This window comes from Variovorax sp. RA8 (assembly GCF_901827175.1).
Classification (GTDB): Bacteria; Pseudomonadota; Gammaproteobacteria; order Burkholderiales; family Burkholderiaceae_C; genus Variovorax.
Genome location: NZ_LR594662.1, coordinates 4710125 through 4735895, shown reverse-complemented (window position 1 = coordinate 4735895; position 25771 = coordinate 4710125). Strand labels below are relative to the sequence as shown.

At 68.8% G+C, this 25771-nt stretch carries 22 protein-coding genes; 8 read left to right on the top strand and 14 right to left on the bottom strand.

The window, feature by feature from the left end; all coding sequences use genetic code 11:
• Positions 1 to 12: 12 nt before the first annotated feature.
• A complete protein-coding gene (locus E5P3_RS22255; RefSeq protein WP_162587943.1) occupies positions 13 to 675 on the top strand; it encodes an NAD(P)H-binding protein in 663 nt (220 codons plus the stop codon).
• On the opposite strand, the gene E5P3_RS22250 is transcribed toward E5P3_RS22255, so the two are convergent.
• Together E5P3_RS22250 and E5P3_RS22245 are read right to left on the bottom strand one after the other, a co-directional pair.
• Entirely contained in the window at positions 659 to 1471 is an 813-nt protein-coding gene (locus E5P3_RS22250; protein ID WP_162589799.1) for an alpha/beta fold hydrolase, read from the bottom strand. The genes E5P3_RS22255 and E5P3_RS22250 overlap by 17 nt on opposite strands.
• Entirely contained in the window at positions 1471 to 2793 is a 1323-nt protein-coding gene (locus E5P3_RS22245) for an O-acetylhomoserine aminocarboxypropyltransferase (RefSeq protein WP_162587942.1), read from the bottom strand. The genes E5P3_RS22250 and E5P3_RS22245 overlap by 1 nt, the downstream gene beginning before the upstream one ends.
• A gap of 144 nt (positions 2794 to 2937) precedes the next feature.
• Here E5P3_RS22245 and E5P3_RS22240 point away from each other — a divergent pair, with 144 nt between their 5' ends.
• Positions 2938 to 3387, top strand: coding sequence for a CBS domain-containing protein (locus E5P3_RS22240; RefSeq protein WP_162587941.1), 450 nt, complete (start codon positions 2938 to 2940; stop codon positions 3385 to 3387).
• Between the two features lie 45 nt (positions 3388 to 3432).
• On the opposite strand, the gene E5P3_RS22235 is transcribed toward E5P3_RS22240, so the two are convergent.
• The 4 genes from E5P3_RS22235 to E5P3_RS22220 form a co-directional block, all read right to left on the bottom strand.
• Positions 3433 to 4995, bottom strand: coding sequence for a phospholipase D family protein (locus E5P3_RS22235; RefSeq protein ID WP_162587940.1), 1563 nt, complete (start codon positions 4993 to 4995; stop codon positions 3433 to 3435).
• A 168-nt stretch (positions 4996 to 5163) separates the two neighbouring features.
• Positions 5164 to 6147 carry a Bug family tripartite tricarboxylate transporter substrate binding protein gene (locus E5P3_RS22230; RefSeq protein ID WP_162587939.1) on the bottom strand — a complete coding sequence of 328 codons (984 nt, stop codon included), beginning with the start codon at positions 6145 to 6147 and terminating at the stop codon, positions 5164 to 5166.
• Between the two features lie 2 nt (positions 6148 to 6149).
• The gene (gene add, locus E5P3_RS22225; RefSeq protein WP_162587938.1) at positions 6150 to 7223 is read right to left on the bottom strand and encodes an adenosine deaminase; all 1074 of its coding nucleotides are present in this window, start codon (positions 7221 to 7223) and stop codon (positions 6150 to 6152) included.
• A 76-nt stretch (positions 7224 to 7299) separates the two neighbouring features.
• Positions 7300 to 8517 carry a polyhydroxyalkanoate depolymerase gene (locus tag E5P3_RS22220; protein WP_162587937.1) on the bottom strand — a complete coding sequence of 406 codons (1218 nt, stop codon included), beginning with the start codon at positions 8515 to 8517 and terminating at the stop codon, positions 7300 to 7302.
• 114 nt (positions 8518 to 8631) lie between these two features.
• On the opposite strand from E5P3_RS22220, the gene E5P3_RS22215 reads away from it, so the two are divergent.
• A complete protein-coding gene (locus E5P3_RS22215) occupies positions 8632 to 9294 on the top strand; it encodes a glutathione S-transferase (RefSeq protein ID WP_162587936.1) in 663 nt (220 codons plus the stop codon).
• 84 nt (positions 9295 to 9378) lie between these two features.
• Positions 9379 to 10467 (top strand): PA0069 family radical SAM protein, encoded by a 1089-nt coding sequence (locus E5P3_RS22210; RefSeq protein WP_162587935.1) that lies wholly within the window; start codon positions 9379 to 9381, stop codon positions 10465 to 10467.
• Here E5P3_RS22210 and E5P3_RS22205 read toward each other — a convergent pair.
• From E5P3_RS22205 to E5P3_RS22195, 3 genes are read right to left on the bottom strand one after another with little or no spacing between them, the layout of a single operon-like run.
• Entirely contained in the window at positions 10418 to 11917 is a 1500-nt protein-coding gene (locus tag E5P3_RS22205) for an efflux transporter outer membrane subunit (protein ID WP_232073266.1), read from the bottom strand. The genes E5P3_RS22210 and E5P3_RS22205 overlap by 50 nt on opposite strands.
• Complete coding sequence (locus E5P3_RS22200; protein WP_162587934.1) at positions 11914 to 13122, bottom strand: efflux RND transporter periplasmic adaptor subunit; 1209 nt, start codon at positions 13120 to 13122, stop codon at positions 11914 to 11916. The genes E5P3_RS22205 and E5P3_RS22200 overlap by 4 nt, the downstream gene beginning before the upstream one ends.
• A 4-nt stretch (positions 13123 to 13126) precedes the next feature.
• Positions 13127 to 16342, bottom strand: coding sequence for an efflux RND transporter permease subunit (locus E5P3_RS22195; RefSeq protein WP_162587933.1), 3216 nt, complete (start codon positions 16340 to 16342; stop codon positions 13127 to 13129).
• 61 nt (positions 16343 to 16403) lie between these two features.
• Here E5P3_RS22195 and E5P3_RS22190 point away from each other — a divergent pair, with 61 nt between their 5' ends.
• The 4 genes from E5P3_RS22190 to E5P3_RS22175 all read left to right on the top strand — a co-directional run bounded on the left by E5P3_RS22190 (position 16404) and on the right by E5P3_RS22175 (position 21631).
• On the top strand, positions 16404 to 16955 hold the full coding sequence (locus tag E5P3_RS22190; RefSeq protein ID WP_232073264.1) for a gluconokinase: 552 nt from the start codon (positions 16404 to 16406) through the stop codon (positions 16953 to 16955).
• A 47-nt stretch (positions 16956 to 17002) separates the two neighbouring features.
• Positions 17003 to 18619 (top strand): acyl-CoA carboxylase subunit beta, encoded by a 1617-nt coding sequence (locus tag E5P3_RS22185; RefSeq protein WP_162587932.1) that lies wholly within the window; start codon positions 17003 to 17005, stop codon positions 18617 to 18619.
• 65 nt (positions 18620 to 18684) lie between these two features.
• Positions 18685 to 20592, top strand: coding sequence for an ATP-binding protein (locus tag E5P3_RS22180; RefSeq protein WP_232073481.1), 1908 nt, complete (start codon positions 18685 to 18687; stop codon positions 20590 to 20592).
• A gap of 286 nt (positions 20593 to 20878) precedes the next feature.
• The gene (locus E5P3_RS22175; RefSeq protein ID WP_162587931.1) at positions 20879 to 21631 is read left to right on the top strand and encodes a calcium-binding protein; all 753 of its coding nucleotides are present in this window, start codon (positions 20879 to 20881) and stop codon (positions 21629 to 21631) included.
• A 103-nt stretch (positions 21632 to 21734) separates the two neighbouring features.
• On the opposite strand, the gene E5P3_RS22170 is transcribed toward E5P3_RS22175, so the two are convergent.
• Genes E5P3_RS22170 through E5P3_RS22150 form a run of 5 tightly spaced genes read right to left on the bottom strand, consistent with a single transcriptional unit; the run spans position 21735 to position 25718 of the window.
• Positions 21735 to 22109: a TfoX/Sxy family protein gene (locus E5P3_RS22170; protein ID WP_162587930.1), complete on the bottom strand. Its 375-nt coding sequence runs from the start codon at positions 22107 to 22109 to the stop codon at positions 21735 to 21737.
• A gap of 23 nt (positions 22110 to 22132) precedes the next feature.
• Positions 22133 to 22990, bottom strand: coding sequence for an S-formylglutathione hydrolase (fghA, locus tag E5P3_RS22165; protein ID WP_162587929.1), 858 nt, complete (start codon positions 22988 to 22990; stop codon positions 22133 to 22135).
• Positions 22987 to 23898, bottom strand: coding sequence for an alpha/beta fold hydrolase (locus E5P3_RS22160; RefSeq protein ID WP_162587928.1), 912 nt, complete (start codon positions 23896 to 23898; stop codon positions 22987 to 22989). Before E5P3_RS22160 ends, fghA begins: the two co-directional genes overlap by 4 nt.
• 13 nt (positions 23899 to 23911) lie before the next feature.
• Entirely contained in the window at positions 23912 to 25018 is a 1107-nt protein-coding gene (locus tag E5P3_RS22155) for an S-(hydroxymethyl)glutathione dehydrogenase/class III alcohol dehydrogenase (RefSeq protein WP_162587927.1), read from the bottom strand.
• A 55-nt stretch (positions 25019 to 25073) separates the two neighbouring features.
• Entirely contained in the window at positions 25074 to 25718 is a 645-nt protein-coding gene (locus E5P3_RS22150; RefSeq protein ID WP_162587926.1) for a glutathione S-transferase family protein, read from the bottom strand.
• Positions 25719 to 25771 lie beyond the last annotated feature (53 nt).

Sequence of the window (25771 nt, the reverse complement as noted above, 5' to 3'; positions counted from 1 at the left end):
CCGCGCCCAGCCATGAACGTCCTGCTCTTCGGCGCGACCGGCATGGTGGGGCAGGGCGTGCTGCGCGAATGCCTGCTCGACCCGGACGTGCGCCGGGTGCTCAGTGTCGGGCGGCGCGCTACGGGCGTGCAGCATCCGAAGCTGCACGAGCTGGTCGTGCCCGACCTGATGGACTACAGCGCGGTCCAGAAGCAGCTCGCGGGCTACGACGCCTGCTTCTTCTGCCTCGGCGTCTCCTCGGTCGGCATGAGCGAGGAAGACTACCGGCGCGTCACCTGCGACATCACGCTGGCGGCGGCCCGGCTGCTGGTGCGCCTCAATCCGCAGATGAGCTTCATCTACGTCTCCGGCGCCGGCACCGACAGCAGCGAGCGCGGCCCGCGCATGTGGGCGCGCGTCAAGGGCGAGACCGAGAACGCGTTGATGCGCCTGCCCTTCAAGGCCGCCTACATGTTCCGCCCCGGCTTCATCCAGCCGCTGCACGGGGTGCGCTCCAGGACGGCGGTCTACCGGTGGATCTACCTGCTGCTCGGCCCCCTGTTCGGCCTGGTGCGCCGGCTGGCACCGAACCGCGTGACGACCAGCGAGCAGCTCGGCCGCGCCATGCTGGTTGCCGCCAAGCGCGGCGCGCGGGCGCCGCTGGTGGAGATGCCGGACATCAACGCGCTGCGCTGAGGAAGTCCCGCAGCGCGAACAGCACCTCGTCCGGCGCCTCGCTCATCAGCTGATGGCCGGCGGCGACGTGGACCACGCGCGCGCCGCTGGCCTTGCCGATCAGCGCCTGCGTGGCACGGGGCGGCGTCATCTGGTCGGACTTGCCGAGCACGAACAGGACGGGGCACTGCACCGCGGCCATCGCGGCGTCGCCGCCCGCGTAGTCGTTGCAGGCCTTGAAGCCGATGTGGAACACATTCGCCTCGCGGTTGCTCGCCAGCACGCGGCGCATCAGCGCGCGCGAGCCGCCGTAGAGCCAGGTGCCCGGGCCCAGCGTGGAGGGCGGCGGCGCCAGCATCGAGTGCGAGAAACTGTTGACCATGTCGATGGCGCGCAGCGGGTCGTTCAGCGCACCGTCGAGCAGCGCCGGCGAGACCTTCATCGGATAGGCGGTGCCGACCAGCGCCAGATGCGACACGCGCAGCGGCGCGCGTGCCGCGACCTCCAGCGCGATCAGCGAGCCGAAGCTGTGGCCGATGAGGGCGGCCTTCTCGATGCCCGCGGCGTCGAGCAGCGCAATCACGGATTGCGCCGCCTCTTCCACGCTCGCGGGCGGCGGGCCCGCGCTCCTGCAATGCCCCGGCAGGTCGGGCGCCAGCACGTTCCAGCCATGATGGGCGAACCAGCGGCTTTGCAGGATCCACACGCTGTGGTCGTTGAGCACGCCGTGGATGAACACCACCGTCGGCTTCGCGGCATCGAAGGGCTTGCCGCCGGTGTAGCAGTAGGTCTTGTGGCCGTTGACCAAAAATTCCATCATGCGCCTGCCTTTTCTGCCGCCTTCTCTGCTGCCTTCAGTGCGCGCTTGAGGTCGTCGATCAGGTCGGCCGGATCCTCCAGCCCGATCGAAAGCCGGATGGTGCCCTGCGAGATGCCCGCTGCGGCGAGCGCATCGTCCGTCATGCGGAAGTGCGTGGTGCTCGCGGGGTGGATCACCAGGCTGCGGCAGTCGCCCACGTTGGCCAGGTGGCTGAACAGCTTCAGCGTCTCGATGAAGACCTTGCCCTGCTGCCGGTTGCCCTTGAGGTCGAAGCTGAAGACCGCGCCCGCACCCTTGGCGCCGTGGCGCAGCAGCTTGCCGGCCAGCGCATGGCTGGGGTGCGATTCGAGCAGCGGATGGCCCACATGCGCCACGAAAGGATGGGAGACCAGGAACTCCACCACCTTCTGCGTGTTGTCGATGTGGCGCTCCATGCGCAGCGGCAGGGTCTCGATGCCCTGCAGGATCAGCCAGGCGGTGTGCGGGCTCATCGAGGCGCCGAAGTCGCGCAGCCCCTCGCGCCGCGCGCGCAGGAGGAAGGCACCCACCGTGCTCTCCTCGCTGAACACCATGTTGTGGAAGCCCTCGTAGGCCTGGGTCAGCTCGGCGAACTTGCCCGAGCGCTCCCAGTCGAAGCTGCCGCCGTCGACCACCACGCCGCCGATCACCGTGCCATGGCCCGAGAGGAACTTGGTGGCGGAGTGGTAGACCAGGTCGGCGCCCCAGTCGAAAGGCTTGATCAGGTAGGGCGAGGTCAGGGTGGAGTCCACCAGCAGCGGCACGCCGGCCGCATGCGCGATGTCGCTGACGGCCGGGATGTCGAGCACGTCGAGGCCGGGGTTGCCCACGGTCTCGCCGAAGAGCAGCCGCGTCTCGGGCCGGATCGCGGCACGCCAGCCGTCGAGGTCGCCGGGCTTGACGAAGGTGGTCGCGATGCCGAAGCGCCGCAGCGTGTAGTGCAGGAGATTCTGCGAGCCGCCGTAGAGCGCCGTGCTGGCGACGATGTGCGCGCCCGCGCCCATCAGCGTGGCGATCGACAGGTGCAGCGCGGCCTGCCCGCTGGCGGTGGCGATCGCGCCGATGCCGCCTTCCAGCGCGGCTACGCGCTGCTCGAACACTGCGTTGGTCGGGTTGCTGATGCGCGAGTACACATGGCCCGCGCGCTCCAGGTTGAAAAGCGCGGCCGCGTGGTCGCTCGATTCGAAGACGAAGGAGGTGCTGAGGTGGATCGGCACGGCGCGCGCGCCGGTGGCGGGGTCGGGCGCGGCACCGGCGTGCAGCGCGAGCGTGTCGAAGCCGGGATCGGAATAGCCGGGCATGGGGGCCTTTCGAAGCAAGGTCGTTTCTGCAATGCCCCGTTACGCGCGCAATGAGTGCGATGGCGCCAGGGGCCGGGGACGGGCGGCCATTGTGGGCTATATTCAATTTCGGCAGCAGCGCCGAGCCAAGTGAGGAGCAACACGATGAAAGTCAGCGACATCCTGCGTGTGAAGGGCAACACGCTCTACACCATCACGCCTGAAGAACCCCTGGCCGACGCCGTCAATACCATGGCCGAGAAGGACATCGGCTCGCTCGTCGTCATGGAGCATGGCGAGCTCGTGGGCATGCTCACCTTCCGCGAAGTGATTGTCGCCATCGTCGGCAACGGCGGGCAGGTCGGCGGCACCCTGGTGCGCAAGGCGATGGACGACCACCCCGTCACCTGCACGCTGGAAACCGACCTCGACGAGATCCGCCGCATCATGCTCGAGCGCCACGCGCGCTACATGCCGGTCATGGACAAGCGCATGCTGATGGGCGTGATCAGCTTCTACGACGTGGCCAAGGCGGTGGTGGACAGCCAGAACTTCGAGAACAAGATGCTCAAGGCCTACATCCGCGACTGGCCGGCGGAGGACGAGTCTTCCTGAGTGCTTGGGCGCGCCGGGCGCCGCGCTTTTTTGCTTCCGAGCGGTTCAGAGCTGGTCGCTCGGGACGAACCACGAGAACATCAGCAGTTGAAGGCGCGTCAGCATGCTGGAGTCGGGTTCGTCGTCCAGCACTTCGTTGGATTCGTCGCCGGTGCCCACCCACTGAACGCCTTGGCCATCGGGCCCGAGCTTGACGCGGTACACGCCTTCGACGTTGTCCAGCAGATAGGCATAGTGCAGGGCTTGCGTGAGTTCGAAGCTGCGTACCCGCACGCCGAATTCGGTATTGAGCAGTGCCGAGCGCGGGTCGAGGTTCATGGAGCCGAGCAGAACCCATTCGCGATCGATCAAGGCCAGCTTGCCGTGCAGCCGGCCTTGCGCGTCGCGCAGCGCGCGACGCATGACCCCATTGCGCTTCATCTGGCGCGAGCTCACCTCGAGCAGTTCGACACCTGCCTGGAGCAGCGCGACTCGATAAGTGTTGTAGTTCACGTTGACCAGCGGCTCGTCGGTGTCAGCCAGGGAGTTGGTGATGACGGTGATGTGCAACCCGCGCGCTCGAGCGGCGCGGATGCGTTCCATCCCTTTGTCGCCGGGGATGAAGTACGGCGAAATCACGATCAGCTGCGACTTGGCGGCTTCCATGGTCGCGTACCAGCGTTGCGCAAGGGTCACCATGCCCGCGGGGCGACTGCCGAGGGCCTTGTTCGGGCTGTCTGCAAAGGCGTCGGCCTCGGCTCGCATCCATCGGAGCTCTCCGCGTGCGAGTTCCTGGCCTAGCGGCGGCTCGCCGAAGGCGTCGAGTTCGGGTGGCCTGTCGGGCCGGGGTGCATGTGCCTCGGAACTGGCGAGCTCGAATTCGCCTTTCAGCGTGTCGGCGGTGTCATGCGTGCGCGCCACATGCGCCAATGGATACACCACATCGCTGTTCCAGTATTCGTCGAAGATGCGCGCGGACTGGGGTACGACGGGGCCGGCCATCAGAAGTTCGAAGTCGAGGAAGTTGGCCCCGTTGCTGCGCATGAAATATTCGTCAGCCAAGTTGCGGCCGCCTGCGATCGCAATGGCGCCATCCGCGACAAGGAGCTTGTTGTGCATGCGATGGTTGAGGCGGCTGAAGTCGCTGAAGAAGGAGAGCCAGCGCGTGGCCGTGTGCTCGCGGCCACCTGCAAACGGATTGAACAGGCGTACCTCGGCGCCGGCTTCCGCGGCCAATGCAAGCAGAGGGCGATCGAGGCCCACTGTATGGAAGTCGTCGAGCAGCAACCGAACTCTCACGCCGCGCCGGGCTGCGTCACGCAGCTCGCGCAGGATCAGGAGGCCGGTCTTGTCGTTGCCCAGATGGTAGGTCTGCACGTCCAGCGAGGCCTGCGCTCGGCGGATGAGCTCCAGCCGCGCATCGAGCGCGAAACTCGCCTGCGGCAAGGGTCGCACGGCGGACCGGCCGGCGGGCCCGGCTTTCAATGACAGCGCGATGCGCCCGAGTGTTGTCTGGGGCGAGGCGGGAATTGCCTGCTCGGAGACGCGGGGACCGGGTGGCGGCAAGCTCGCGCAGCCGGTAGCCAGGCACGCGATGACGAGTGTGACGGAGCGCAGCAATGAAATCATGAAGGTCGAAAGTCAGGTTGGCAAACCGCATCCGGCGGGGGCGAAAGGATGCTACGCAGCTGACTTCGAGATGACCTCGCTCGAAGAGATTTGGCGAGATTTACATGCCGGTGATGGACAAGCACATGCCGATGGACGTGATCAGCTTCCGCGACCTCGGCGTGGATCTCACTCCTTGATGTTCGCGGCCTGCACGATCTTCTGGTTGCGCGCGTACTCCGCTTGCACGAACTTGCCGAGTTCCTCGGCCGTGCCGCTGCCGGGCAGGGCGCCTTGCTCGTGCAGCTTGGCACGCACCTCGGGGTCCTTCAACACGGCGTTGAGTTCTTCGTTGAGGCGCTTCACGATCGCAGGCGACGTGGCCGCCGGTGCAAAGATGCCCGTCCAGCTCACCATCGAATAGCCCTTGAGGCCAGGCATCTCGTCGAATGCCGGTACGGTGGGCAGCGCGTCCAGCCGCTTGCTGCCGGTGACGCCGAGCGCCTTCAGGCGGTTGCCGTTGACGTGCGGAATCGCACTGGTGCTGACCAGCATCGCCAGGTCAACCTGGTTGCCGATCACGTCGGTCGCGATCTGCGCGCCGCCGCGGTAGGGCACGTGGGTCACGAAGATGCCGCTCTTCTCCTTGAGCAGTTCCATTGCCAGTTGAAGCACCGTGCCCACGCCCGAGGTGGCGTAGTTGTACTTGCCGGGCGCGGCCTTCGCGAGCTTCACGAAATCGGCATAGCTCTGCACCCCCAGGCCGGGGCGCGCCACCAGCACCATCGGCGCCGTGTTGAGCATGCCCACCGGCGCCAGGTCCTTCAGCGGGTCGAACTTGAAGGCGGCGGGATTGATCAGCTTGCCGATCGCGATCGCGCTGTCGGGGCCCGCTACCAGCGTGTAGCCGTCGGGCGCCGCGTTCACCGCCTTGGCCACGCCGATGGCGCCACCGGCACCGGTCACGTTCTCGATCACCACCGACTGCTTGAGCCGCTCGCCCAGCTTGGTGGCGACCAGGCGGGCGTTGAAGTCCACGCTGCCGCCGGCCGAGTAGGGCACGATCAGCGTGATGGGCTTGGCGGCGGGCCAGGCGGCCTGCGCGGTGGCGGCGCCGGGCAGGGCGGCGGCCAGCAGCAGGGAGGCGAGAAGAAGGGGCTTGGGCTGGGGCATGGTCAGTTTCCGGAGAAGATGGCGTCGGGGGGCAGTTGCGCGCGCAGCGCGTCGAACTCCTGGCTCCACTGCGCGCGCCATGCACGGCGCGTGCCGTCGTCGATCCAGGCGCCGTCGAGCCCGTTGTGCATGAAGCTGCGCAGGTCGTCGAGGCCGAAGCCGAAGTCCCGCACCATCCTGGCCCAGGCCTGGGTGGGCGTGACCTTGTGCAGCGTGGGATCGTCGGTGTTGGGATGGATGTGCAGGCCCAGGCCGGGCATGCGGCGGATCGGATGGTCCATGGCCCAGCGCTCGGGCGGCAGCGTGCGCAGGTAGTAGGAGTTGGTCGGCACCACTGTGAAGAGCACGCCGCGGTCCGCGCATTCGCGCGCGAATTCGGGCTGGTCGACCACCGTGTAGCCGTGGTCGATGCGGTCCACCTGCAACAGGTCGAGCGCGGTGCGCACGTTGGTCCACGGCATGCCGAACTCGCCCGCATGGGCGGTGGTCTTCAGGCCGGCGCGGCGTGCGTCGCGGTAGGCCTGCAGGAAGAGCTCCGGGGGGCGGTCGACCTCGCGGTAGTCGATGCCGATGCCTATCACCTCCTCGAGGCGGTTCGCCGTGACCCATTCCACCATCTCGACGGCGGCTTCGGGCGTGGCCTCCCGGTCGATCGCCGCGATCAGGCGGCCGGTGATGCCGAAGTCACGCTCCGCGTCGCGGATGGCCCGCACGATCGCCGCTTGTGCGTCCACGTAGGCAAGACCGGAAACATGCACCGTGCCCGTCGGGTTCCAGAAGAACTCGCTGTAGCGCACATGGTGGGCGGCGGCGTCTTCGAGGTATTCGCGCGTCAGCCGGTACAGGTCGTCCGGCGTGCGCAGCAACTGGGCGTCGAGCGCGCGCAGAACGCGCAGCACGCCGACGGGCTTCTCGCCGCGCGTGTAGAAGTCCTCCACCTCCTGTTCGGCCAGCGGCGACCCGGCACGGCGATTGAGCGCGGCGAAGGTGGCGTGGCGCACGGTGCCGAACAGGTGGCAGTGCAGCTCCATCTTCGGCATCGCGTGCAGGAAGGCGTCGAGTGGTGCAGGCGTCATCCGGGCGAGTCTAGTGAGTGCCAGCCCATAGGAAAAGCCCGGCGCTCGGCCTGGTGCACACGCTGAAGGCTTCGCGCTAGTGCAGTTCGGCCGCCGTATGGATCATCTCGCGCACGCGCGGGTAGATCTGGGTGTTCCACTTGCTGCCGCTGAACACGCCGTAGTGGCCGACGCCGGCCTGCAGGTGATGCACCTTCAGGTAGGGCCGCACGCTGGTGCAGAGCTCCTGCGCCGCGACGGTCTGGCCAATGGCGCAGATGTCGTCGCGTTCGCCCTCGACGGTGAGCAGCGCGGTGCGGCGGATCGCGGCGGGATCGACCTTGCGCTCGCCCACGGTGAGCACGCCGCGCGCCAGGTCGTAGGTCTGGAAGACGCGCTCCACCGTTTCCAGGTAGAACTCGGCCGGCAGGTCGTTCACCGCCAGGTACTCGTCGTAGAAGTCGCGGATCACGGCGGCCTTGTCGAGCTCGCCTTCGACCAGGTGCTCGAAGAGCTTCTGGAACTGCTGCTTGTGGCGCTCCGGGTTCATGCTCATGAAGGCGGTGAGCTGCAGGAAGCCGGGGTACACGCGCCGCATGCAGCCTGCATGGGGCCAGGGCACGCGGCTGATCAGGTTGCGCTCGAACCAGCCGATGGGGCGCTCGTTCGCGAGCTTGTTGACGGCCGTCGGGTTGATGCGGCAGTCCACCGGCCCGGCCATCAGGCTGAGGCTGCGCGGCGAGGCAGGGTTGTCGTCCTCCGCCATCAGCGCGGTCGCCGCCAATGCGGCCACGCAGGGCTGGCAGACCGCCACCATGTGCACGCCGGGGCCGATGGCCTCCAGGAAGGCGATGATCTGCAGCGTGTAGTCGTCCAGCCCGAAGCCGCCATGCCACAGCGGCACGTCGCGCGCGTTGTGCCAATCGGTCAGGTAGACGTCGTGGTCGCCCAGAAGGGTGCGTACGGTTTCGCGCAGCAGGGTGGCGAAGTGGCCCGAAAGTGGTGCGGCCAGCAGGACCGGCGGATGCACCAGGGGGGTGTCCTTGCGGAACCGCAGCAGGGTGCCGAAAGGGGCGCTCAGGACGACCTCCTCGTGCACCGCGACCTCTTCGTCGCCGACCATGACGCTGCGGATGCCATAGGGCGGGTGCGTGTGCGTGAGCCGCAGGCGCGAGTAGACCTCCATGGCAGCTGCGACGCGCCGCATGGCGCTGCGGTCCGAGTCCTGTCGCCACAGCGAGCTGCCGACGTACTGTGCCGCGAGCCGTGACGGCGAGAGCAGGTCGGCGCTGGTCTGGTAGGCCCGGTACAACATGCATGAGGGCAGGCAATTTGCGGGCCAAGGGCCGCGCCCCGGCGCACCGCGCACTCTTCTGGCACAGGGCTTGCACTGCTTCGAGCCGCCCATCCCGTCAGACGAGGAGTCCGCATGGCCGTCGCCAAACCCGTTCTCACCATCAGCAGCAGGAACTACGGTGCCTGGGCACTGCGCGGCTGGCTGATGTGCAAGCTGGCGGGGCTGGACTTCGTCGAGAAGGTGATACCGCCCGACGACCCGGCCATGAAGGCCGAGATGCTGCTGCTCTCGTCGTCGATGCTCGTGCCTTCGCTGCAGCACGGCCGCGTGAAGGTGTGGGACACGCTGGCGATCGGCGAGTACCTGCACGAGATCAAGCCAAAGGCGGGACTGCTGCCGGCCGACATCCAGGCCCGCGCCCATTGCCGCGCCATCTGCGGCGAGATGCACTCGGGCTTCGCTTCGATGCGCGGCGCGCTGCCGATGAACATCAAGGCCCGCTTCCCGGGCTTCAAGATCTGGTCGCGTGCGCAGACCGACATCGACCGCGTGGTCGAGATCTGGCGCGAATGCCTCAAGGGCTACGACGGGCCCTTCCTTTTCGGCAGGCAGCCCTGCATGGCCGATGCGATGTATGCGCCCGTGGTCACGCGCTTCATGACCTACGACGTCGCGCTCGACAAGCCCTGCGCGGCCTATGCCAGGCGGATCGCCGAGCTGCCCGCGATGCAGGAATGGATCGCCGCGGCGAAGCTGGAGCCCGAGGAGATCGACGAGCTCGACGCGGAGTTCTAGACGGGTTGGATGGCTGCTGCGCGTGCAGGCGCGGCCGATTGATGGAATACTGTATATCCATACAGTTTTCCGAGGTGAAAGACCATGCCCGATGCTTTCATTCCCATCCACGCGATCAAGGGCCGCGGCGCGGCGACCCGGCTGCCCCACCGATTCGAGCGCGACGCGCGCGACGCCTTCGACGACGGCTGGGGCACGCTCGAGGAAGGTTCCGCCGAGCCGCTCCCGCCCCTGCAGACCGAGGTGCGCTTCGAGGACGTGAAGTCGGTGCTGAGCGAGAACGACTCGCCCGACATCCACTTCGATCGCTCGATCAATCCCTACCGCGGCTGCGAGCACGGCTGCATCTACTGCTTCGCACGGCCGACCCACAGCTACCTGAACCTCTCGCCCGGCCTGGACTTCGAGACCAAGCTGATCGCCAAGCGCAACATCGTGGAGGTGCTGCGCGCCGAGCTGGGGCGGCGCAGTTACCGGCCCCAAAACCTGGCGATCGGCACCGCGACCGACTGCTACCAGCCCATCGAGCGCGAGCTGGGTCTCACCCGCTCGGTGATCGAGTTGCTCCAGGAGGTGCGCCATCCGTTCGGCCTGGTGACCAAGTCCAGTGCCGTCGAGCGTGACCTGGACCTGATAGCGCCGATGGCCGCGCAGCATCTTGCGGCAGTCTACGTCACCATCACCACGCTCGACGGCGAGCTGGCACGCAAGCTGGAGCCACGCGCCGCCGCGCCGCACCGGCGGCTGCGCACGGTGCGCACGCTGGCCGAGGCCGGGGTGCCCGTGGGCGTGAGCGTGGCACCGCAGATTCCCTTCGTCACCGAGGACATGGAGAAGGTGCTGGAGGCCGCATGGGAGGCCGGCGCGCGCAGCGCCTTCTACACGGTGATCCGCCTGCCCTGGGAAGTCGCGCCGCTGTTCAAGCAGTGGCTGGAGCTGCACTACCCTCAGCGCGCCGCGCGCATCATGGCGCGCATCCACGAGATGCGCGGCGGCAAGGACTACGACGCCGACTTCGGCACGCGCATGGTCGGCAGCGGCCTGTGGGCCGAGCTGATCCGCCAGCGCTTCGAGAAGGCGGCGCAGCGCCTGGGCTTCAACCGCGAGCGCATCGCGCTCGACCTCAGCGCATTCCGGCCACCCGGCGCAGCGGGGCAGGGCAGCCTGTTCTAGCGTCGGCCGCGCTGTCGGCACCGCCTGGCGCGACGCCGCACCAGTCGCCGCCCAGGGCCTTCACGAGAAATACCGAGATCAGCAGGCGCTGGCCCTGCAGCTGCGCGGCCTGGCGCTCGGCGGTCAGCAGCGACTGCTGCGCGCTGATCACGTCGAGGTAGGTCGAAGCACCGCCCTCGTAGCGGCTGGTCGCCATGTCCAGCACGCGGCGCGCCGAAGAGACGGCGGCGAGCGACTGCGTCACCGCGCGGTCCAGCGCGGCCAGGCCGGTGATGCCGTCCTGCGCCTCCTGCATTGCCGTCAGCACCACGCGCCGGTAGTTGGCGACCGTGGCCTCATGCCCGGCCTGCGCAAAGTCCACGTTGGCGCGCACGCGCCCGCCGTCGAACAGCACTTGCGTGGCCGAGACGCCCACCGACCACAGCAGGCTCGGCGCATCGAACAGGCTTTCGATCAGGCGGCTGTCCACGCCCGCCATCGGCGCCAGCACCACACTGGGATAGAAGGCAGCGGTGGCGACGCCGATCTGCGCGTTGGCCGCTGCCATGGCGCGCTCCGCCGAGGCGACGTCCGGCCGGCGCTCCAGCACCTCCGAGGGCACGCCGAGCGGGATGGCCGGCGGCACGATGGGGCGCAGGTCCGGCGCCAGCGCAAAGCTCGGTGCCGGCGTGCCGCTGAGCGTGGCGAGGGCATGCTCGTACTGGAAGCGCTGCTTCCTCAGCACGTCCACCTGCGCCAGCGTGCTGTCCAGCAGCGCCTGCTGTTGCGCCACGTCCAGCCCCGAGACGGCGCCGAGGTCGTGGCGCGCCGTCACCAGTTCCAGCGCGCGGCGCTGCAGGGCGATCGAGCGCGACAGCACGTCGAGCTCGATGTCGGTCGCGCGCAGGTTGAAGTAGGCCGAGGCGAGGTCGGTGGTGAGCAGCAGCCGCGTGTTTTCCAGGTCGGCCCCCGACTGCTCGGCGGAGGCGGTCGCGCCCTCGACCGAGCGCTGCACGCGGCCCGCGAGGTCCAGCTCGTAGCTGGCATTGAGCGAGAGCGCGAAGTCGTTCTGCACCGTCGAGAAGTTCTGCGCCCCGTAGTTCGTGAGCGGGCGGTTGGCGGAGATCTTCAACCGTGCCGCGCGTGCGCCCAGGCCCAGCTGCGGATAGCGTGCGGCGTCGGCCGCTGCCAACGCCGCGCGAGCCTGCGCGAGCCGCGCGCCCGCGAGTGTCAGCGTGGGGCTGTTGCGCAGCGCCTGCTGCTGCAGGCGATCGAGCTCGGAATCGCCGTAGCGCTGCCACCAGGGCCCCTTGTCGAGCGCATCGCTGGGCGCGGCCACGCGCCAGGGCGCCTCGAGCTGCCAGCTCACCGGCACCTCGACTTGCGGCGCGCGGTAGTCCGGGCCGGCGGCGCAGGCCGCGAGCAGCAGCGCACCGGCCACGACCGCCCAGGGACGCAGCCGCACGCTCACGCGGGTTCCTTGGCCACCGCCACGACATCCCCCTCGGCCAGCGAGTCCGCCGGATTGAGGATCAGCCGATCGTTCGCGGCGATGCCATCCAGCACCTCCACCGTCTCGCCGTAGTTGCGACCCAGGTTGACGCTGCGCAGGCGCACGCGCCCCTCGGCATCGACCGTGGCGACCCGCGTGCCCTCGGGGCGGAACAGCAGCGTGTTAGCCGGGATGCTGAGCGCGCGGCTTGCCGCGAGCGGCAGCGAGACCTGCACGTAGGCGCCCGGCAGGAGCAGGCCCTCGCGGTTCGGCAGTGCGACTTCGACCTGCATCATCCGCGTGGCCGTGTCGATGGCGCCGGAGGTGCGCGCCACCTCGCCCTTGAAGCGCTGGCCGCGCAGCTCGGCCTGCGTCACCACCACCGGCTGGCCGGCCTTGACCAGCTGCGCATAGGCCTGCGGCACGTTGATGTACACGCGCAGCGGATCGGTCTGCGCGAGCAGGAACAGCGGCCGGCTGCCGCCGGCGTCGATCAGGTCGCCCACATCGACGTTGCGCCGTGTGACCACGCCGGCAAAGGGCGCGACGATGCGCTTGAAGCCCTCGGTCTGGCGCAGCCGCTGCACGTTGGCATCCGCCGCGGCCACGTTGGCAGTGGCCTGCGCGAGGCCGCTGCGCCGCTCGTCCAGGTCCTGCTGAGACACCACGTCCTTCTTGCGCAGGTTCTCCCAGCGCGCCACCGTGCTCTTCGCGAGCTCCAGGCTCGATGCGGCCTGCTGCCGCGCGGCAATGGCCTGCGAGAGCTGCTGGTCGATCTCCGGGGTCTCGATCTCGGCCAGCAGCTCGCCCTTCTGCACCTGGCTGCCGATGTCCTTCGTCCAGCGCTTGAGGTAGCCGCTGGCACGCGCCGAGATCGGCGCCTGCACGAAGCCCTGCAGCGTGCCCGGCAGCGCCAGCGTCTGGCCGGCCGCGGCCGTCTGCGGCAGCACGGTCTTGACGTACTGCTTCGCGAGCTCGGTGGAGGAGGCCTCGAGCGCCCGCGCATTGGCCATGCGCACGAACATCGTGCGCGCCGCGCCGATGGCCAGCAGCACCAGGACGATGAGGACGGCGATGCGCATGCGGCGCACGATCTGGCGCCGCCGCAGCAGCTCGTGATGTTCGCCTTGCTCGTCGGCGGCGATCGGATGGATGGCCAATGCCGCGTGGCGTTGCTCCGTCATGGTCTCAACTCTCCTGGGGCACGCCCTGCGGCGGCGCGGACGATTCGGCCTGGCGCGCCTTGCGATGGGCCATGCGGCTGTGGATGCCGGCATACACGGCCGGCACGAAGAAGAGGGTGGAGACGGTCGCGAACAGCAGGCCGCCGATGACGGCGCGGCCCAGCGGCGCGTTCTGCTCGGCGCCTTCGCCCACGCCCAGCGCCATCGGGACCATGCCGATGATCATCGCGAGCGCCGTCATCAGCACCGGCCGGATGCGGGTAGCGCCGGCCTCCAGCGCGGCCGACAGGGGCGGCACGCCGGCGGCCAGCCGGTCGCGCGCGAAGGACACCAGCAGGATGCTGTTCGCAGTGGCCACGCCCATGGTCATGATCGCGCCGGTCAGCGCCGGCACGCTCAGCGTGGTGCCGGTGAGGAACAGCATCCAGGCGATGCCGGCCAGCGCCGCGGGCAGGGCGGTGATGATGATCGCGGCGTCCAGCCAGGACTGGAAGGTGACCACGATCAGCAGGTACACCAGCACGATCGCCATCGCGAGCCCGACGCCCAGCCCGAGAAAGGACGACTGCATGGTCTCCACCTGGCCGCGGATTGCGACCTGGCTGCCGCGCGAGAGCCTGGGCCGCACTTCGTCGACGAGCTTCCTGACCTCCCCCGCGACACTGGCGAGGTCGGTGCCCTGCACGCTGACGTACACGTCGATCACCGGCGAGATGTTGTAGCGCGAGACCACCGAGGGCTGCCGCGCGGGCTGCGCCTCGACCAGGTTGCCCAGCAGCTGCGGCGGCCCGGCCGCGGCGCCCTGGCCGCCCACCGGGATGTTGAGCAGCGCATCGAGCGAGTCGACCTTGTACTGGGGCGTCTGCACCGCGACGTTGTAGACCACGCCGTTCTGCGGATTGAGCCAGAAGGCCGGTGCCGTCTGCGAGCTGCCCGACAGCGCGATCAGCACGTTCTGGCCGACGTTCTGCGCCGTGAGCCCGACCTGCTGCAGCCGCGTGCGGTCCATCTGCAGGCTGAGGCTGGGCCCGTCCAGCCGCTGGTGCACGTGGGCATCGACGGCGCCGGGAATCTTGCGGATGGCCTTGACCAGTGCCGCGGCATGCTGCGCATTGCCGGCCAGATCGCTGCCGCTGAACTGCACGTCGATGGCCGCGGGCAGGCCGAAGTTGAGGATCTGCGTGACGATGTCCGCGGGCTGGAAGAAGAACTCGATGCCGGGGAAGCGCCGGGGCAGCTCTGCCCGCAGCAGCGAGATGAACTCTTCGGTCGGCCGGTGGCCGTCGCGCAGGGAGAGCAGGATCTCGCCGTCCAGCGTGCCGATGGTGCCGGCATTGCTGTACGAGAGGTTGATGCCGCTGTTGGGCACGCCCAGGTTGTCGAGGATGGTCTCGAGCTGGTCCTTCGGCACCAGCTCGCGGATCGCCGCTTCCACCTCGTCGGCCAGCCGCGCCGTCTCCTCGATCCGGGTGCCGGTGGGCGCGCGCATGTGCAGGCGGATCTGGCCCGCGTCCACGCCAGGGAAGAAGTCGCGGCCCAGCACCGGATACAGCAGGCAGGACAGGAGGCAGAAGCCGAGGAAGAGGGCGATGAAGCTGCCGCGCTTCGACAGCAGCGCCGACAGCACCAGCGTGTAGGCGCGCCGCACGCGCTCGAAGCGCCGGTCGAAGCTGCGGTAGACCCGCTGCAGCAGGCTGGGCTTGGCGTTGCCGGCGGCGCCGCCGTGCGCGTGTTGCGCGTGCGCTCGACCCATCATCAGCATGACCAGCGTCGGCACCAGCGTGCGCGACAGGATGTAGGAGGCCAGCATCGCGAACACCACCGCCTCGGCCAGCGGCACGAACAGGAAGCGCGCCACGCCCGAGAGGAAGAACATCGGCACGAACACGATGCAGATGCACAGCGTGGAGACGAAGGCCGCCGGTCCGATCTCGCCGGCGCCCACCATGATCGCCTCGTTGAGCGGCGTGCCCATGTGCAGGTGGCGCTCGATGTTCTCGATGGTCACGATCGCCTGGTCGACCAGGATGCCGACCGAGAGCGCGAGCCCGCCCAGCGTCATGAGGTTGAGCGTCTCGCCGAGGGCGTAGAGCGCCAGGATCGAGACCAGGATCGACAGCGGGATCGTCGCCGCGATGATCAGCGTGCTGCGCCAGTTGCCCAGGAAGATCAGCACCATCGCGGCGGTCAGCAGGGCCGCGATGATGGCCTCGAGCACCACCCCCTGCACGGCCGCCTTGACGAACAGCGACTGGTCGAACAGCGGCGTGACCTTGATGTCCGCCGGCATGCCCTGCTGCGCCACGGGCAGCAGGGCGCGCAGGTTGGCGACGATGTCCAGCGTCGACGCGCTGCCGTTCTTGATCACCGACAGCAGCACGCCGCGCACGCCGTCCTGCCGCACGATGTTGGTCTGCGGCTGGAAGCCGTCGCGCACGTAGGCCACGTCGCGCAGGTAGGTGGTGGCCCCGTTGGCCGTGCGCACCGGCAGGTCGTTCAGGCCGGCCAGCACCTCCGGCGAGCCGTTCATCTTCACGCTGTACTCGGTGGCGCCGAACTTGGCGGTGCCCGAGGGCAGGATCAGGTTCTGCGCATTCACCGCGTTCACCACGTCGGCCGGCGAGAGCCCGCGCGCCTGCAGGGCCTGGGTGTCGAGGTCCACCGAGATCACGCGGTTCTTGCCCCCGTAGGGGAAGGGGATGGCGACGCCGGGAATGGTGATGAGCTGCGGCCGCAGCTGGTTGATGGCCGAGTCGAAGAGCGAGTTCTCCGGCCGCTCGCTGCTCGACAGCGCCAGCTGGATCACCGGGATGCTGGAGGCCGAGTACTTGATCACCAGCGGCGGCGTGATGCCCGGCGGCAGCTGGCGCACCTGGGTCTGCACCGAGGCGACGGTCTGGGCGATCGCGGTCTCGATGTTGGCCGTGGGCTGGAAGAAGATCTTGATCACGCTCACCCCGGCCAGCGACTGCGACTCGATATGCTCGATGTCGCTCACCGTGGTGGTGAGGCCGCGCTCGGTCTGGCCCGCGATGCGCTGCCCCATCTCCTGCGCCGGCAGGCCGCCGTAGTTCCAGATGATGCTGAGCACCGGGATGTTGATGTCCGGGAAGATATCGGTCGCCATGCGTGCCAGCACGAAGGGCGTGGCCAGCACGATCAGCATCGCCATCACGATGAAGGTGTAGGGGCGGCGCAGAGCCAGCGAAACCATGGACACGGCTTGTTACTTCCCGTCGAAGGGCGCCATCATAAGTAGAGATCGCAACACAATAGTTCCAATGACCGAGCTTTACTTATCTTCGTCGGAGAACCCACCCCGCTGGCTTGTCGTGATGGGCGTTTCGGGCTGCGGCAAGTCCAGCCTCGGGGCCGCGCTGGCCCGTGAGCTGGGGCTGCCGCTGATCGAAGGCGACGACTTCCATCCGCCCGGGAACGTGAGCAAGATGCGCGCCGGCATCGCGCTCACCGACGCCGACCGGGCCGGCTGGCTGGACACGCTGGCGGGCACGCTCGCCGCGCATCCGCAGGGAGCGGTGCTGGCCTGCTCGGCGCTCAAGCGCGGCTACCGCGACCGGTTGCGTGCCGCGGTGCCCCGGCTGCGCTTCGTCTTCATGGACCTGTCGCGCGAGGAGGCCGAGCGCCGGGTCGCCGGGCGCGGGGCCGGCCACTTCTTCTCCGCGAGCCTGGTCGCCGACCAGTTCGCGACCCTCGAATCGCCGGTCGGGGAGCCCGGTGTGCTGGCCGTCGATGCGACGGCGCCGCTGTCCGAACTGGTGGACCGGACCCGGGCGTGGCTGCGCGACGAGGCGGCGGGCGGACCCACGGCGTAGCCAGTTCCCGCAAGCCCGCCGCAGGGGCGCGGGCTAAGGTCGCAAGCATGGCCGTGATCGAATCCACCCTGTCCCCCAGCGGCGAAGTCTTTCAGGCCAACCGTGCTGGCATGCTCGCGCTGATCGAGCGCATCCGCGGCATCGAGGCGCGCACCGTGCAGGCCTCCGCCGCCTCGCGCGAGCGCTTCCGCAAGCGCGGGCAACTGCTGCCACGCGAGCGGCTGGCGCTGCTGCTCGATGCGGGGGCGCCCTTCCTCGAGCTGTCCACGCTGGCGGGCTTCTGCCAGGACAACCCCGACCCGGACAAGAGCGTGCCGGGCGGTGGCGTGATCTCGGGCATCGGCCAGGTCTCGGGCATCCGCTGCATGGTCAGCGCCTCCGATTCCGGCATCGACGCCGGCGCGCTCCAGCCCATGGGGCTGGACAAGCAGCTGCGCGTGCAGGAAATGGCGCTGGAGAACCGGCTGCCCTTCGTGCAGCTGGTCGAGAGCGCCGGTGCCAACCTGATGGCCTACCGGGTCGAGGACTTCGTGCGCGGCGGCAGCATCTTCCGCAACCTCGCCCGCCTGTCGGCCGCCGGCCTCCCGGTGCTGACGGTGACGCATGGTTCCTCGACCGCCGGCGGCGCCTACCAGACGGGCCTGTCGGACCACATCGTGATGGTGCGCGACCGCACCCGCGCCTTTCTCGCCGGCCCGCCGCTGCTGAAGGCGGCCACCGGGGAGGTCGCGAGCGAGGAGGAGCTGGGCGGCGCCGCGATGCATACCTCTGTCTCTGGCCTGGGCGATTACCTGGCCGAGGACGACCGCGACGCGCTGCGCATCGCGCGCGAGATCCTGGCCTGCATCGACTGGAACAGCGGCCCGGTGCGGGAGCCGCGCAGCTTCAGGCCGCCGCGCCACGACGCCGAGGAGTTGCTGGGCATCATGCCGATAGACCCCAAGCGCCCGGTCGACATGCGGCAGGTGATCGCCCGCATCGTCGACGGCTCCGAGTTCCTCGCCTTCAGCCCGGACTACGGGCCGGCCACCGTCTGCGGCACCGCGAAGATCGAGGGCTGGCCCTTGGGCATCATCACCAACAACGGCCCGATCGACGTGGCCGGCGCGAACAAGGCCACGCACTTCATCCAGGCCTGCTGCCAGGCGCGCACGCCCATCCTCTACCTGCAGAACACGACCGGCTACATGGTGGGCCGCGCCCACGAGGAGGCCGGCATGATCAAGCACGGCTCGAAGATGATCCAGGCCGTGACCAGCGCGAGCGTGCCGCAGTTCACCATTCATTGCGGCGCCTCGTTCGGCGCCGGCAACTACGGCATGTGCGGGCGCGGCTTTCATCCGCGCTTCTGCTTCTCCTGGCCCAACGCCAGGACGGCGGTGATGGGCGGCGAGCAGGCGGCGCGCACCATGGCCATCGTCACCGAGGCCGCGATGCGGCGCAAGGGCGAGGTGGACCACGCAAAGCTCGAGGCGCTGCAGCGCCAGATCGTCGAGCGCTTCGAGCGCCAGATGAGTGTGTTCAGCACCAGCGCGCTGCTGCTCGACGATGGCGTGATCGATCCGCGCGACACCCGCGCGCTGCTGGCCCAGCTGATGTCGATCTGCCGCGATGCCGAGGCGAAGACGCCGCAGCCCATGCAGTTCTCGGTGGCCCGGCCGTGACGGCTCTACCTACGCCCTTCCACAAGATCCTCATCGCCAACCGCGGCGAGATCGCGCTTCGCGTGATGCGCACCGCGCGTTCGCTCGGCTACCGGACAGTCGCGGTGTATTCCACGGCCGACGCCGGCTCGCTCCACGTCGAGCGGGCCGACCAGGCGGTCTGCATCGGCGAGCCGCTGCCGGCGCAGTCGTACCTATGCATCCCTGCGATCATCGAGGCGGCGCGGCGCACCGGCGCCGATGCGGTGCATCCGGGCTACGGCTTCCTGGCCGAGAACGAGGCCTTCGCGCGCGCCTGCCGCGAGGCGGGGCTGGTGTTCATCGGGCCCTCGCCGGAGGCCATGGCCGCCATGGGCGACAAGGCCGGTGCCAAGCGCCGGATGAGCGAGGCCGGCGTGCCCTGCATCCCGGGGTACCACGGCGGCGACCAGGGCGAGGAGCGGCTGAGGGCCGAGGCCGGGCGCATCGGCTATCCGGTGATGATCAAGGCCAGCGCCGGCGGCGGAGGCCGCGGCATGCGGCTCGCATCGTCAGACACCGGATTCGCAGAGCTGCTCAGGAGCGCGAAGTCCGAGGCGCGCGGTGCCTTTGGCGACGACGCCGTGATCCTGGAGTGTGCCATCGCGGCGCCGCGCCACATCGAGATCCAGGTCTTCGCCGACCGGTACGGCAACGCCATCCACCTCGGCGAGCGTGACTGCTCGGTGCAGCGCCGCCATCAGAAGCTGATCGAGGAAGCACCCTCGCCGGCGGTCACGCCCGAGCTGCGCGAGCGCATGGGTACGACTGCGGTGGCGGCCGTGAACGCGATCGGCTACGAGGGTGCGGGCACGCTGGAGTTCCTGCTCGATGCCGAGGGCCGGTTCTACTTCATGGAGATGAACACGCGGCTGCAGGTCGAGCACCCGGTGACCGAGGCGATCACCGGCCTCGACCTGGTGGAACTGCAACTGCGCATCGCCGCGGGCGAGCCCTTGCCGCTCACGCAGGCGCAGGTGCGCTTCGAAGGACACGCCATCGAGTTGCGGCTGTGCGCCGAGGATGCGGACCAGGGCTGCATGCCGCAGAGCGGTACCCTGGCGCTGTGGCAGCCGCCGGAGGGCGTGCGCACCGAGCATGCGCTGCGCGCCGGCGCGGAAGTCACGCCCTGGTACGACTCGATGATCGCCAAGCTGATCGGCCAGGGCCGCACGCGCGAGGAGGCGCGCCGCCGCCTGTTGCACGGGCTGGAGGAACTGGTGGCGCTCGGCGTCAGGACCAACCAGGTCTTCCTGGGCCGCTGCCTGGCCCATCCTGTTTTCGTCGCGGGCGAGGCCACCACCGCTTTCATCGCGCAGCATGCCGATGCCTTGCTCGCGCCGGACGAGGAGATGAACCTGCACGCCGCGGCCGTCGCGGCCGTGCTGCTGCACGAGTCCGCGGATGGCCGTGCACGGCGACCGGCCGGACGCGCGCTGAGGCATTCGCTGGCAGTGCCGCTGCGATTCGAGGTGGACGGACGGCGTCATGAAGGCGAACTGCAGTTGCGCAACCACCAGCGCTTCGAGGTCGAGCTCGACGGCCGCAGCATCGCGCTCGCGCTGCTCCGGCTCGACGGCGACCGGGCGCGCCTGGTCTGCGACGGCGTGATGGACAGCGCGGTGTTCCACCGCGAGGGCACGCGCCTGCTGCTGCACTACCGCGGCCGGCCCTTCGTCATCGATGACCTCGCGCGCGCCGCGGGCGTGCGTGCGGGCGAGGGCAGCGGCGACGGCAAGCTGCGCGCCTCGATGAACGGGCGCGTGGTCGCCGTGCTGGTCGCGGTGGGCGACCGCGTGGAGGAGGGGCAGCCTATGGTCACGCTCGAGGCGATGAAGATGGAGCACATCCATGCGGCGCCCGCGGCAGGCACGGTGGGCGCGCTGCATGTCGCCGTCGGCGAGCAAGTGGCGGCTCACCAGGTGGTCGCCGAGTTCGAAGCGGCCGCGTCCTAGAGGGGGGGTAAACAGGCCCCGATGGCCTGGAACCGCTGCCGACTGCTCAGGTTCTGAAGAGCTCGCCAATTTGCGCATGGCCGCTCGGCCTGAGGCGGACTGGCGCCTTCTGCCGCGATTCATGCGTCGAGGTGGCAGCGCACAGGAATCAAATCTGATCAATTCTCGCTTTGGGCATTATTCACATTGAATTGGTAGTCGCGGGCGTTAACGTGCCGGACTTGATTCAGCGAACGCCGTGATCTTGAGCGGCGCTGCACCCAGAGAAAAGAAGACAGGGAACCTGATGCTCAACACGACAGCGGCCATCGACGGCACCGGCAATGCCCTGAGCAACGTCCTGTACGCCGGGGCCGGCGACAACGTGCTCGATGGCCTCGGCGGCAATGATTGGGTCTCGTACGCCTATGCCGGCTCCGCCGTGAACGTCAGTCTGGCTACCACCGGCGCGCAAGCCACAGGGGGCTCCGGCACCGATACGCTGCGGAACGTCGAGTACCTCTTCGGCAGCAACTACAACGACATCCTGACGGGCAGCAGCAGGGCCGATGTGCTCAGCGGCGGGCTCGGCAACGACACGCTCGACGGAGCTGCCGGGGCCGATACGCTCAACGGCGGAGCGGGCCACGACACCTACCGCTACCGCTCGGGCGACGGCAACGACACGGTGCTGGACACGGGCGGCGACGACACGGTGGAACTGCTGGACCTCAACCCGGGCGACGTGCGCATCATCGAGGGCCTCAACGGCAACCCCGACCACATCGTCGATGCACTGACCGGCTACACCATCACGCTGGATCTGCAGATGGTGTCCCCCGGCTGGTCCGCAGACGGTAAGCAGGTGGAGCACCTGCGCTTCGCCGATGGCACGGTGTGGAACAGCGAGCAGATGCGTGCGGCCGCGGAGATGGAAAGAAGCGTGAGCCTCCTGGTGCAGGCGATGGCCACCTTCGCGGTGCCGGCGCCGGGGCAGACGACATGGCCACAGGACCACCAGAACAGCCTGGCACCCCTCCTGGCCGTCGACTGGCGCTGAAGTGCGACGATCGGGCGAGTACGTTCGGGACCTGATTCGCAAGGACCAGGAGGATCAGGCAAAAGGGTGAAGTGCCGCTCAGCACTTGCGAGTGGGCCGCGTCTCAGCGCGCCGGGCCTTTGGTCCTCTTGGCCGCAGGACGCCGAGCGCGTTTCGGCGCCGCGGCGCGCAGGGCTGCCTCCCAGGCCGACCGCCCCCAGCGAATGGCCTCCTCGCGGTCCTCGAAGATCTCCTCGGGCGCCAAGCGATAGGACATTTCCGTGCGCCGGCCTTCGCGCTCGTAGCCGAAGGCGGGCAGTCCGCGCTTCTCGAATTCGGCCATCGTGTCCGCATCGGCCTTGAGGTAGAGCGTGTCGTTGGCCACCAGGGCGAACATGCGCCCGTCGTGGTAGATGCCGTGGCCGCCGAACATGCGGCGCGCCTCGATGGGGCCCATGCGCTCGAACACCTCGTGCAGGCTCTCCACGAACTGGCTCATACCAACGACGGGGCCAGTCTGCCTCAGCCCCGCAGGAACCGGGCGTGGTGCGCCAGGTGGTCCGCCACGAAGCTCTGCACGAAGTAGTAGCCGTGGTCGTAGCCCTCGTGCCGCCGCAGCGTGAGCGGCTGCCCCACGGCGCGGCAGGCGGTCTCGAGCCGGTGCGGATGCAGCTGGTCGGCCAGGAACTTGTCGGCCAGGCCCTGGTCGACGAGGATGCCCTCGGGGTAGGGCGCGGCGGTCTGCGACTGCATCAGCGCGCTCGCATCGTGCGCCAGCCATTGCTCGCGGTCCGGTCCCAAGTAGCCACCGAAGGCCTTCTCGCCCCAGGGGCACTCGCTGGGCGCGCAGATCGGCGCGAAGGCCGAGAGCGAGGCGAAGCGGCCCGGATGGCGCAGCGCCAGCGTGAGCGCCCCGTGGCCGCCCATCGAGTGGCCGAAGACGCCGATGCGGTGGATGTCGATGGGGAAATGTGTGCCCAGCAGCGGCAGCAGCTCGTGGACGATCCAGCTTTCCATGCGCCAGTTCGTCGCCCAAGGGGCCAGCGTGGCATCGAGGTAGAAGCCGGCGCCGACGCCGAAGTCCCAGTTGTCGCTCTCGCCGGCCACATGGGCGCCGCGCGGGCTGGTGTCGGGTGCGATCAGCGCCAGGCCCAGCTCGGCCGCCAGCCGCTGGGCGCCGGCCTTGACCATGAAGGTTTCCTCGTTGCAGGTCAGGCCTGCGAGGTACATCAGGGCCGGCACGGGGGCCTGCTGCGCCTGCGGCGGCAGGAAGACCGAGAAGCGCATCGGCAGGCCGATCTCGCGTGCGTCGTGTTCGTGGAAGCCTTGGGTGCCGCCGAAGCAGCGGTGTTCGGAAAGCGTGCGGATGCCTGGGTTCATGGTCGGGAAGCGTTCACCAGTTCGAGTATGGCATCGGCGAAGTCCTGCGGTTTTTCCTGGGGCAGGTTGTGGCCGGCGCCCGGCACCACGCGGTGCTGGTGCGGGCCGGTGAAGTGGCGCGCGTGCGCGGCGGTGCCGCCGATCGACATCACGCCGTCGTCGGCGCCGTCGAAGGTGATGGCGGGCACGGTGATCGGCGGCTGCGCGGCGAGCCGGTGCTCGATCTCGTCGTACGCTGGATCGCCGGGCACCAGGCCGAAGCGGTGGCGGTAGGAGTGGATCACGACCTCGACGAAATCGGGGTGGTCGAAGGCCGCGGCGCTGCGCTCGAAGGTGGCGTCGTCGAAAACCCAGGTGGGCGACCAGAGCGACCACAGCAGCCGGCACAGCGGGCGGCGGTTCTGCTCGAGCCCGGCGTGGCCGCGTTCGCCGTGGAAGTAGTACTGGTACCAATGGCGCCGCTCGTTCTCGGGCACGGCCGGCTTCGAGGCGGCGGCGATGTCCTGGATGTTGTAGCTGTTGAGCGAGACCAGGCCCGCGCAGCGCTCGGGCCACAGCGCGGCCACGACGCAGCAGGCACGCCCGCCCCAGTCGTAGCCGGCGAGCACGGCGCGCGGAATAGCCAGCGCGTCCATCAGCGCGAGCAGGTCGGCACCGAAGGCGCCCTGCTGGCCGGAGCGCGGCGTCGCGGCGTCGAGGAAGCGCGTGCTGCCGTAGCCGCGCATGAAGGGCACGATGACGCGGCAGCCTTTCGCCGCGAGCAGCGGCGCGACCCCCGCATAGGCGTGGATGTCGTAGGGGAAGCCATGCACCAGCAGCACCGGCGGCCCGTCGGCCGGGCCGCTCTCGTGGTAGCCGATGTCGAGCACGCCGGCCCGGACCTGTCGAACCGGTGTCATGGCCGCCATCGCCGTGCCGCCGTCAGTAGAGGACCACGCCGCGGATCGATTCGCCGCGCTTCATCAGGTCGAAGCCCTTGTTGATGTCCTCCAGCGGCATGGTGTGCGTGATCAGGTCGTCGATGTTGATCTTGTTCTCCATGTACCAGTCGACGATCTTCGGCACATCGGTGCGCCCGCGCGCGCCGCCGAAGGCCGAGCCTTCCCACTTGCGGCCGGTGACGAGCTGGAAGGGGCGGGTGCTGATCTCGGCACCGGCCTCGGCCACGCCGATGATGATGCTGCGGCCCCAGCCCTTGTGCGTGCACTCCAGTGCCTGGCGCATTACCTGCGTGTTGCCGATGCACTCGAAGCTGTAGTCGGCGCCGCCGTCGGTCAGCTGCACGATGGCATCGACGATGTTGGCGTGCTCCTTCGGGTTGAGGAAGTGCGTCATGCCGAACTTGCGTGCCATCGCCTCGCGCGCCGGGTTCAGGTCGACGCCGATGATCTTGTCGGCGCCTACCATCTTCGCGCCCTGGATCACGTTGAGCCCGATGCCGCCCAGGCCGAACACCACCACGTTGGCGCCGGCCTCCACCTTGGCGGTAAAGATCACCGCGCCGATGCCGGTGGTCACGCCGCAGCCGATGTAGCAGACCTTGTCGAAGGGCGCGTCCTCGCGGATCTTGGCCATCGAGATCTCGGGCGCCACCGTGTAGTTGCTGAAGGTGGAAGTGCCCATGTAGTGGAAGATGGGCTTGCCGTCCAGGTTGAAGCGGCTGGTGGCGTCGGGCATCAGGCCCTTGCCCTGCGTGCCTCGGATCAGCTGGCAAAGGTTGGTCTTGCGCGAGAGGCAGAACTTGCACTGCCGGCACTCGGGCGTGTAGAGCGGGATGACGTGGTCGCCCTTCTTGAGCGAGGTGACACCCGGCCCGACATCGACCACGATGCCTGCGCCTTCATGGCCGAGGATGGCCGGGAAGATGCCTTCCGGGTCGGCGCCCGAGAGCGTGTAGTAGTCAGTGTGGCAGATGCCGGTGGCCTTGATCTCGACCAGGACCTCGCCGAACCTCGGACCTTCGAGGTCGACGGTTTCGATGGACAGGGGGGCGGCGGATTTCCAGGCAACTGCAGCTTTGGTCTTCATTCGTTGGTCCTTCGGGAGATGAGGGTACCGCCGGCGAGCCGGCGCACCCCCGAGCTTAAGACGGTTCCGGGTCGATCCCTGCGGCAAAGATGCCCGGCATGCCCACGAAGTTCGGCAGTGCCTTCAAGCGGGCGATCCAGCGTCTCAGTGCAGGGTAGCGTTCGAGTCCCACGCCGCCTTCGGGCGCGAGGGCAATGTACGGAAAGCACGCGATGTCGGCAATCGTGGCGTCATGTGCCGCCAGCCACGTGCGCCCTTCGATTTCGCCATCCGAAAGGTGGTCTTCGATGTGCGCGAAAAGCCGATGCGCCGCGCCGCGGCAGGCGGCAATGTCGAAGGGGTAGCCGAAGGCATCGTGCAGCCTTGCAGCCGAGGCGCTGCGCGTGATGTCCTCGGCCACGGCGAGCCAAAGCGCGATGCGCCCGCGTGTGGCCGCCTCGGCCGGGTACCAGCGCTCGGAGCGGTCGTAGCGGCTGGCCAGGTAGACCAGGATGGCCTGGGCGTCGCGCAGCACATAGCCATCGTCATCGATCGCGGGGAGCTGGCCCAAGGGGTTGATGCGCAGGAAAGCCTCGCCCTTGTGCTCGCGGCCCGGATGAAAGTTCACCGGCACGCGCGCATAGGGCAGCTGCAGCAGGCTCATGAAGAGCCGGAGCTTGTAGCAGTTGCCGGAGAGCTCGTCGTTGTACAGCTTGATCATGGTGTCTTGCCCACGGGTCACTGGAGTAGCTTCGCCTTCGGCTGCGGTGCTAT

Coding starts and splice junctions, on each gene's coding strand:
- E5P3_RS22175 (WP_162587931.1), top strand. CDS start 20,879: ATGCTCAACACGACAGCGGCCATCGACGGCACCGGCAATGCCCTGAGC.
- E5P3_RS22215 (WP_162587936.1), top strand. CDS start 8,632: ATGGCCGTCGCCAAACCCGTTCTCACCATCAGCAGCAGGAACTACGGT.
- E5P3_RS22230 (WP_162587939.1), bottom strand. CDS start 6,147: ATGCCCCAGCCCAAGCCCCTTCTTCTCGCCTCCCTGCTGCTGGCCGCC.
- E5P3_RS22235 (WP_162587940.1), bottom strand. CDS start 4,995: ATGATTTCATTGCTGCGCTCCGTCACACTCGTCATCGCGTGCCTGGCT.
- E5P3_RS22240 (WP_162587941.1), top strand. CDS start 2,938: ATGAAAGTCAGCGACATCCTGCGTGTGAAGGGCAACACGCTCTACACC.
- E5P3_RS22185 (WP_162587932.1), top strand. CDS start 17,003: ATGGCCGTGATCGAATCCACCCTGTCCCCCAGCGGCGAAGTCTTTCAG.
- add (WP_162587938.1), bottom strand. CDS start 7,223: ATGACGCCTGCACCACTCGACGCCTTCCTGCACGCGATGCCGAAGATG.
- E5P3_RS22250 (WP_162589799.1), bottom strand. CDS start 1,471: ATGGAATTTTTGGTCAACGGCCACAAGACCTACTGCTACACCGGCGGC.
- E5P3_RS22255 (WP_162587943.1), top strand. CDS start 13: ATGAACGTCCTGCTCTTCGGCGCGACCGGCATGGTGGGGCAGGGCGTG.
- E5P3_RS22150 (WP_162587926.1), bottom strand. CDS start 25,718: ATGATCAAGCTGTACAACGACGAGCTCTCCGGCAACTGCTACAAGCTC.
- E5P3_RS22170 (WP_162587930.1), bottom strand. CDS start 22,109: ATGAGCCAGTTCGTGGAGAGCCTGCACGAGGTGTTCGAGCGCATGGGC.
- E5P3_RS22210 (WP_162587935.1), top strand. CDS start 9,379: ATGCCCGATGCTTTCATTCCCATCCACGCGATCAAGGGCCGCGGCGCG.
- E5P3_RS22160 (WP_162587928.1), bottom strand. CDS start 23,898: ATGGCGGCCATGACACCGGTTCGACAGGTCCGGGCCGGCGTGCTCGAC.
- E5P3_RS22245 (WP_162587942.1), bottom strand. CDS start 2,793: ATGCCCGGCTATTCCGATCCCGGCTTCGACACGCTCGCGCTGCACGCC.
- E5P3_RS22220 (WP_162587937.1), bottom strand. CDS start 8,517: ATGTTGTACCGGGCCTACCAGACCAGCGCCGACCTGCTCTCGCCGTCA.
- E5P3_RS22200 (WP_162587934.1), bottom strand. CDS start 13,122: ATGACGGAGCAACGCCACGCGGCATTGGCCATCCATCCGATCGCCGCC.
- fghA (WP_162587929.1), bottom strand. CDS start 22,990: ATGAACCCAGGCATCCGCACGCTTTCCGAACACCGCTGCTTCGGCGGC.
- E5P3_RS22155 (WP_162587927.1), bottom strand. CDS start 25,018: ATGAAGACCAAAGCTGCAGTTGCCTGGAAATCCGCCGCCCCCCTGTCC.
- E5P3_RS22190 (WP_232073264.1), top strand. CDS start 16,404: ATGACCGAGCTTTACTTATCTTCGTCGGAGAACCCACCCCGCTGGCTT.
- E5P3_RS22180 (WP_232073481.1), top strand. CDS start 18,685: ATGCGCACCGCGCGTTCGCTCGGCTACCGGACAGTCGCGGTGTATTCC.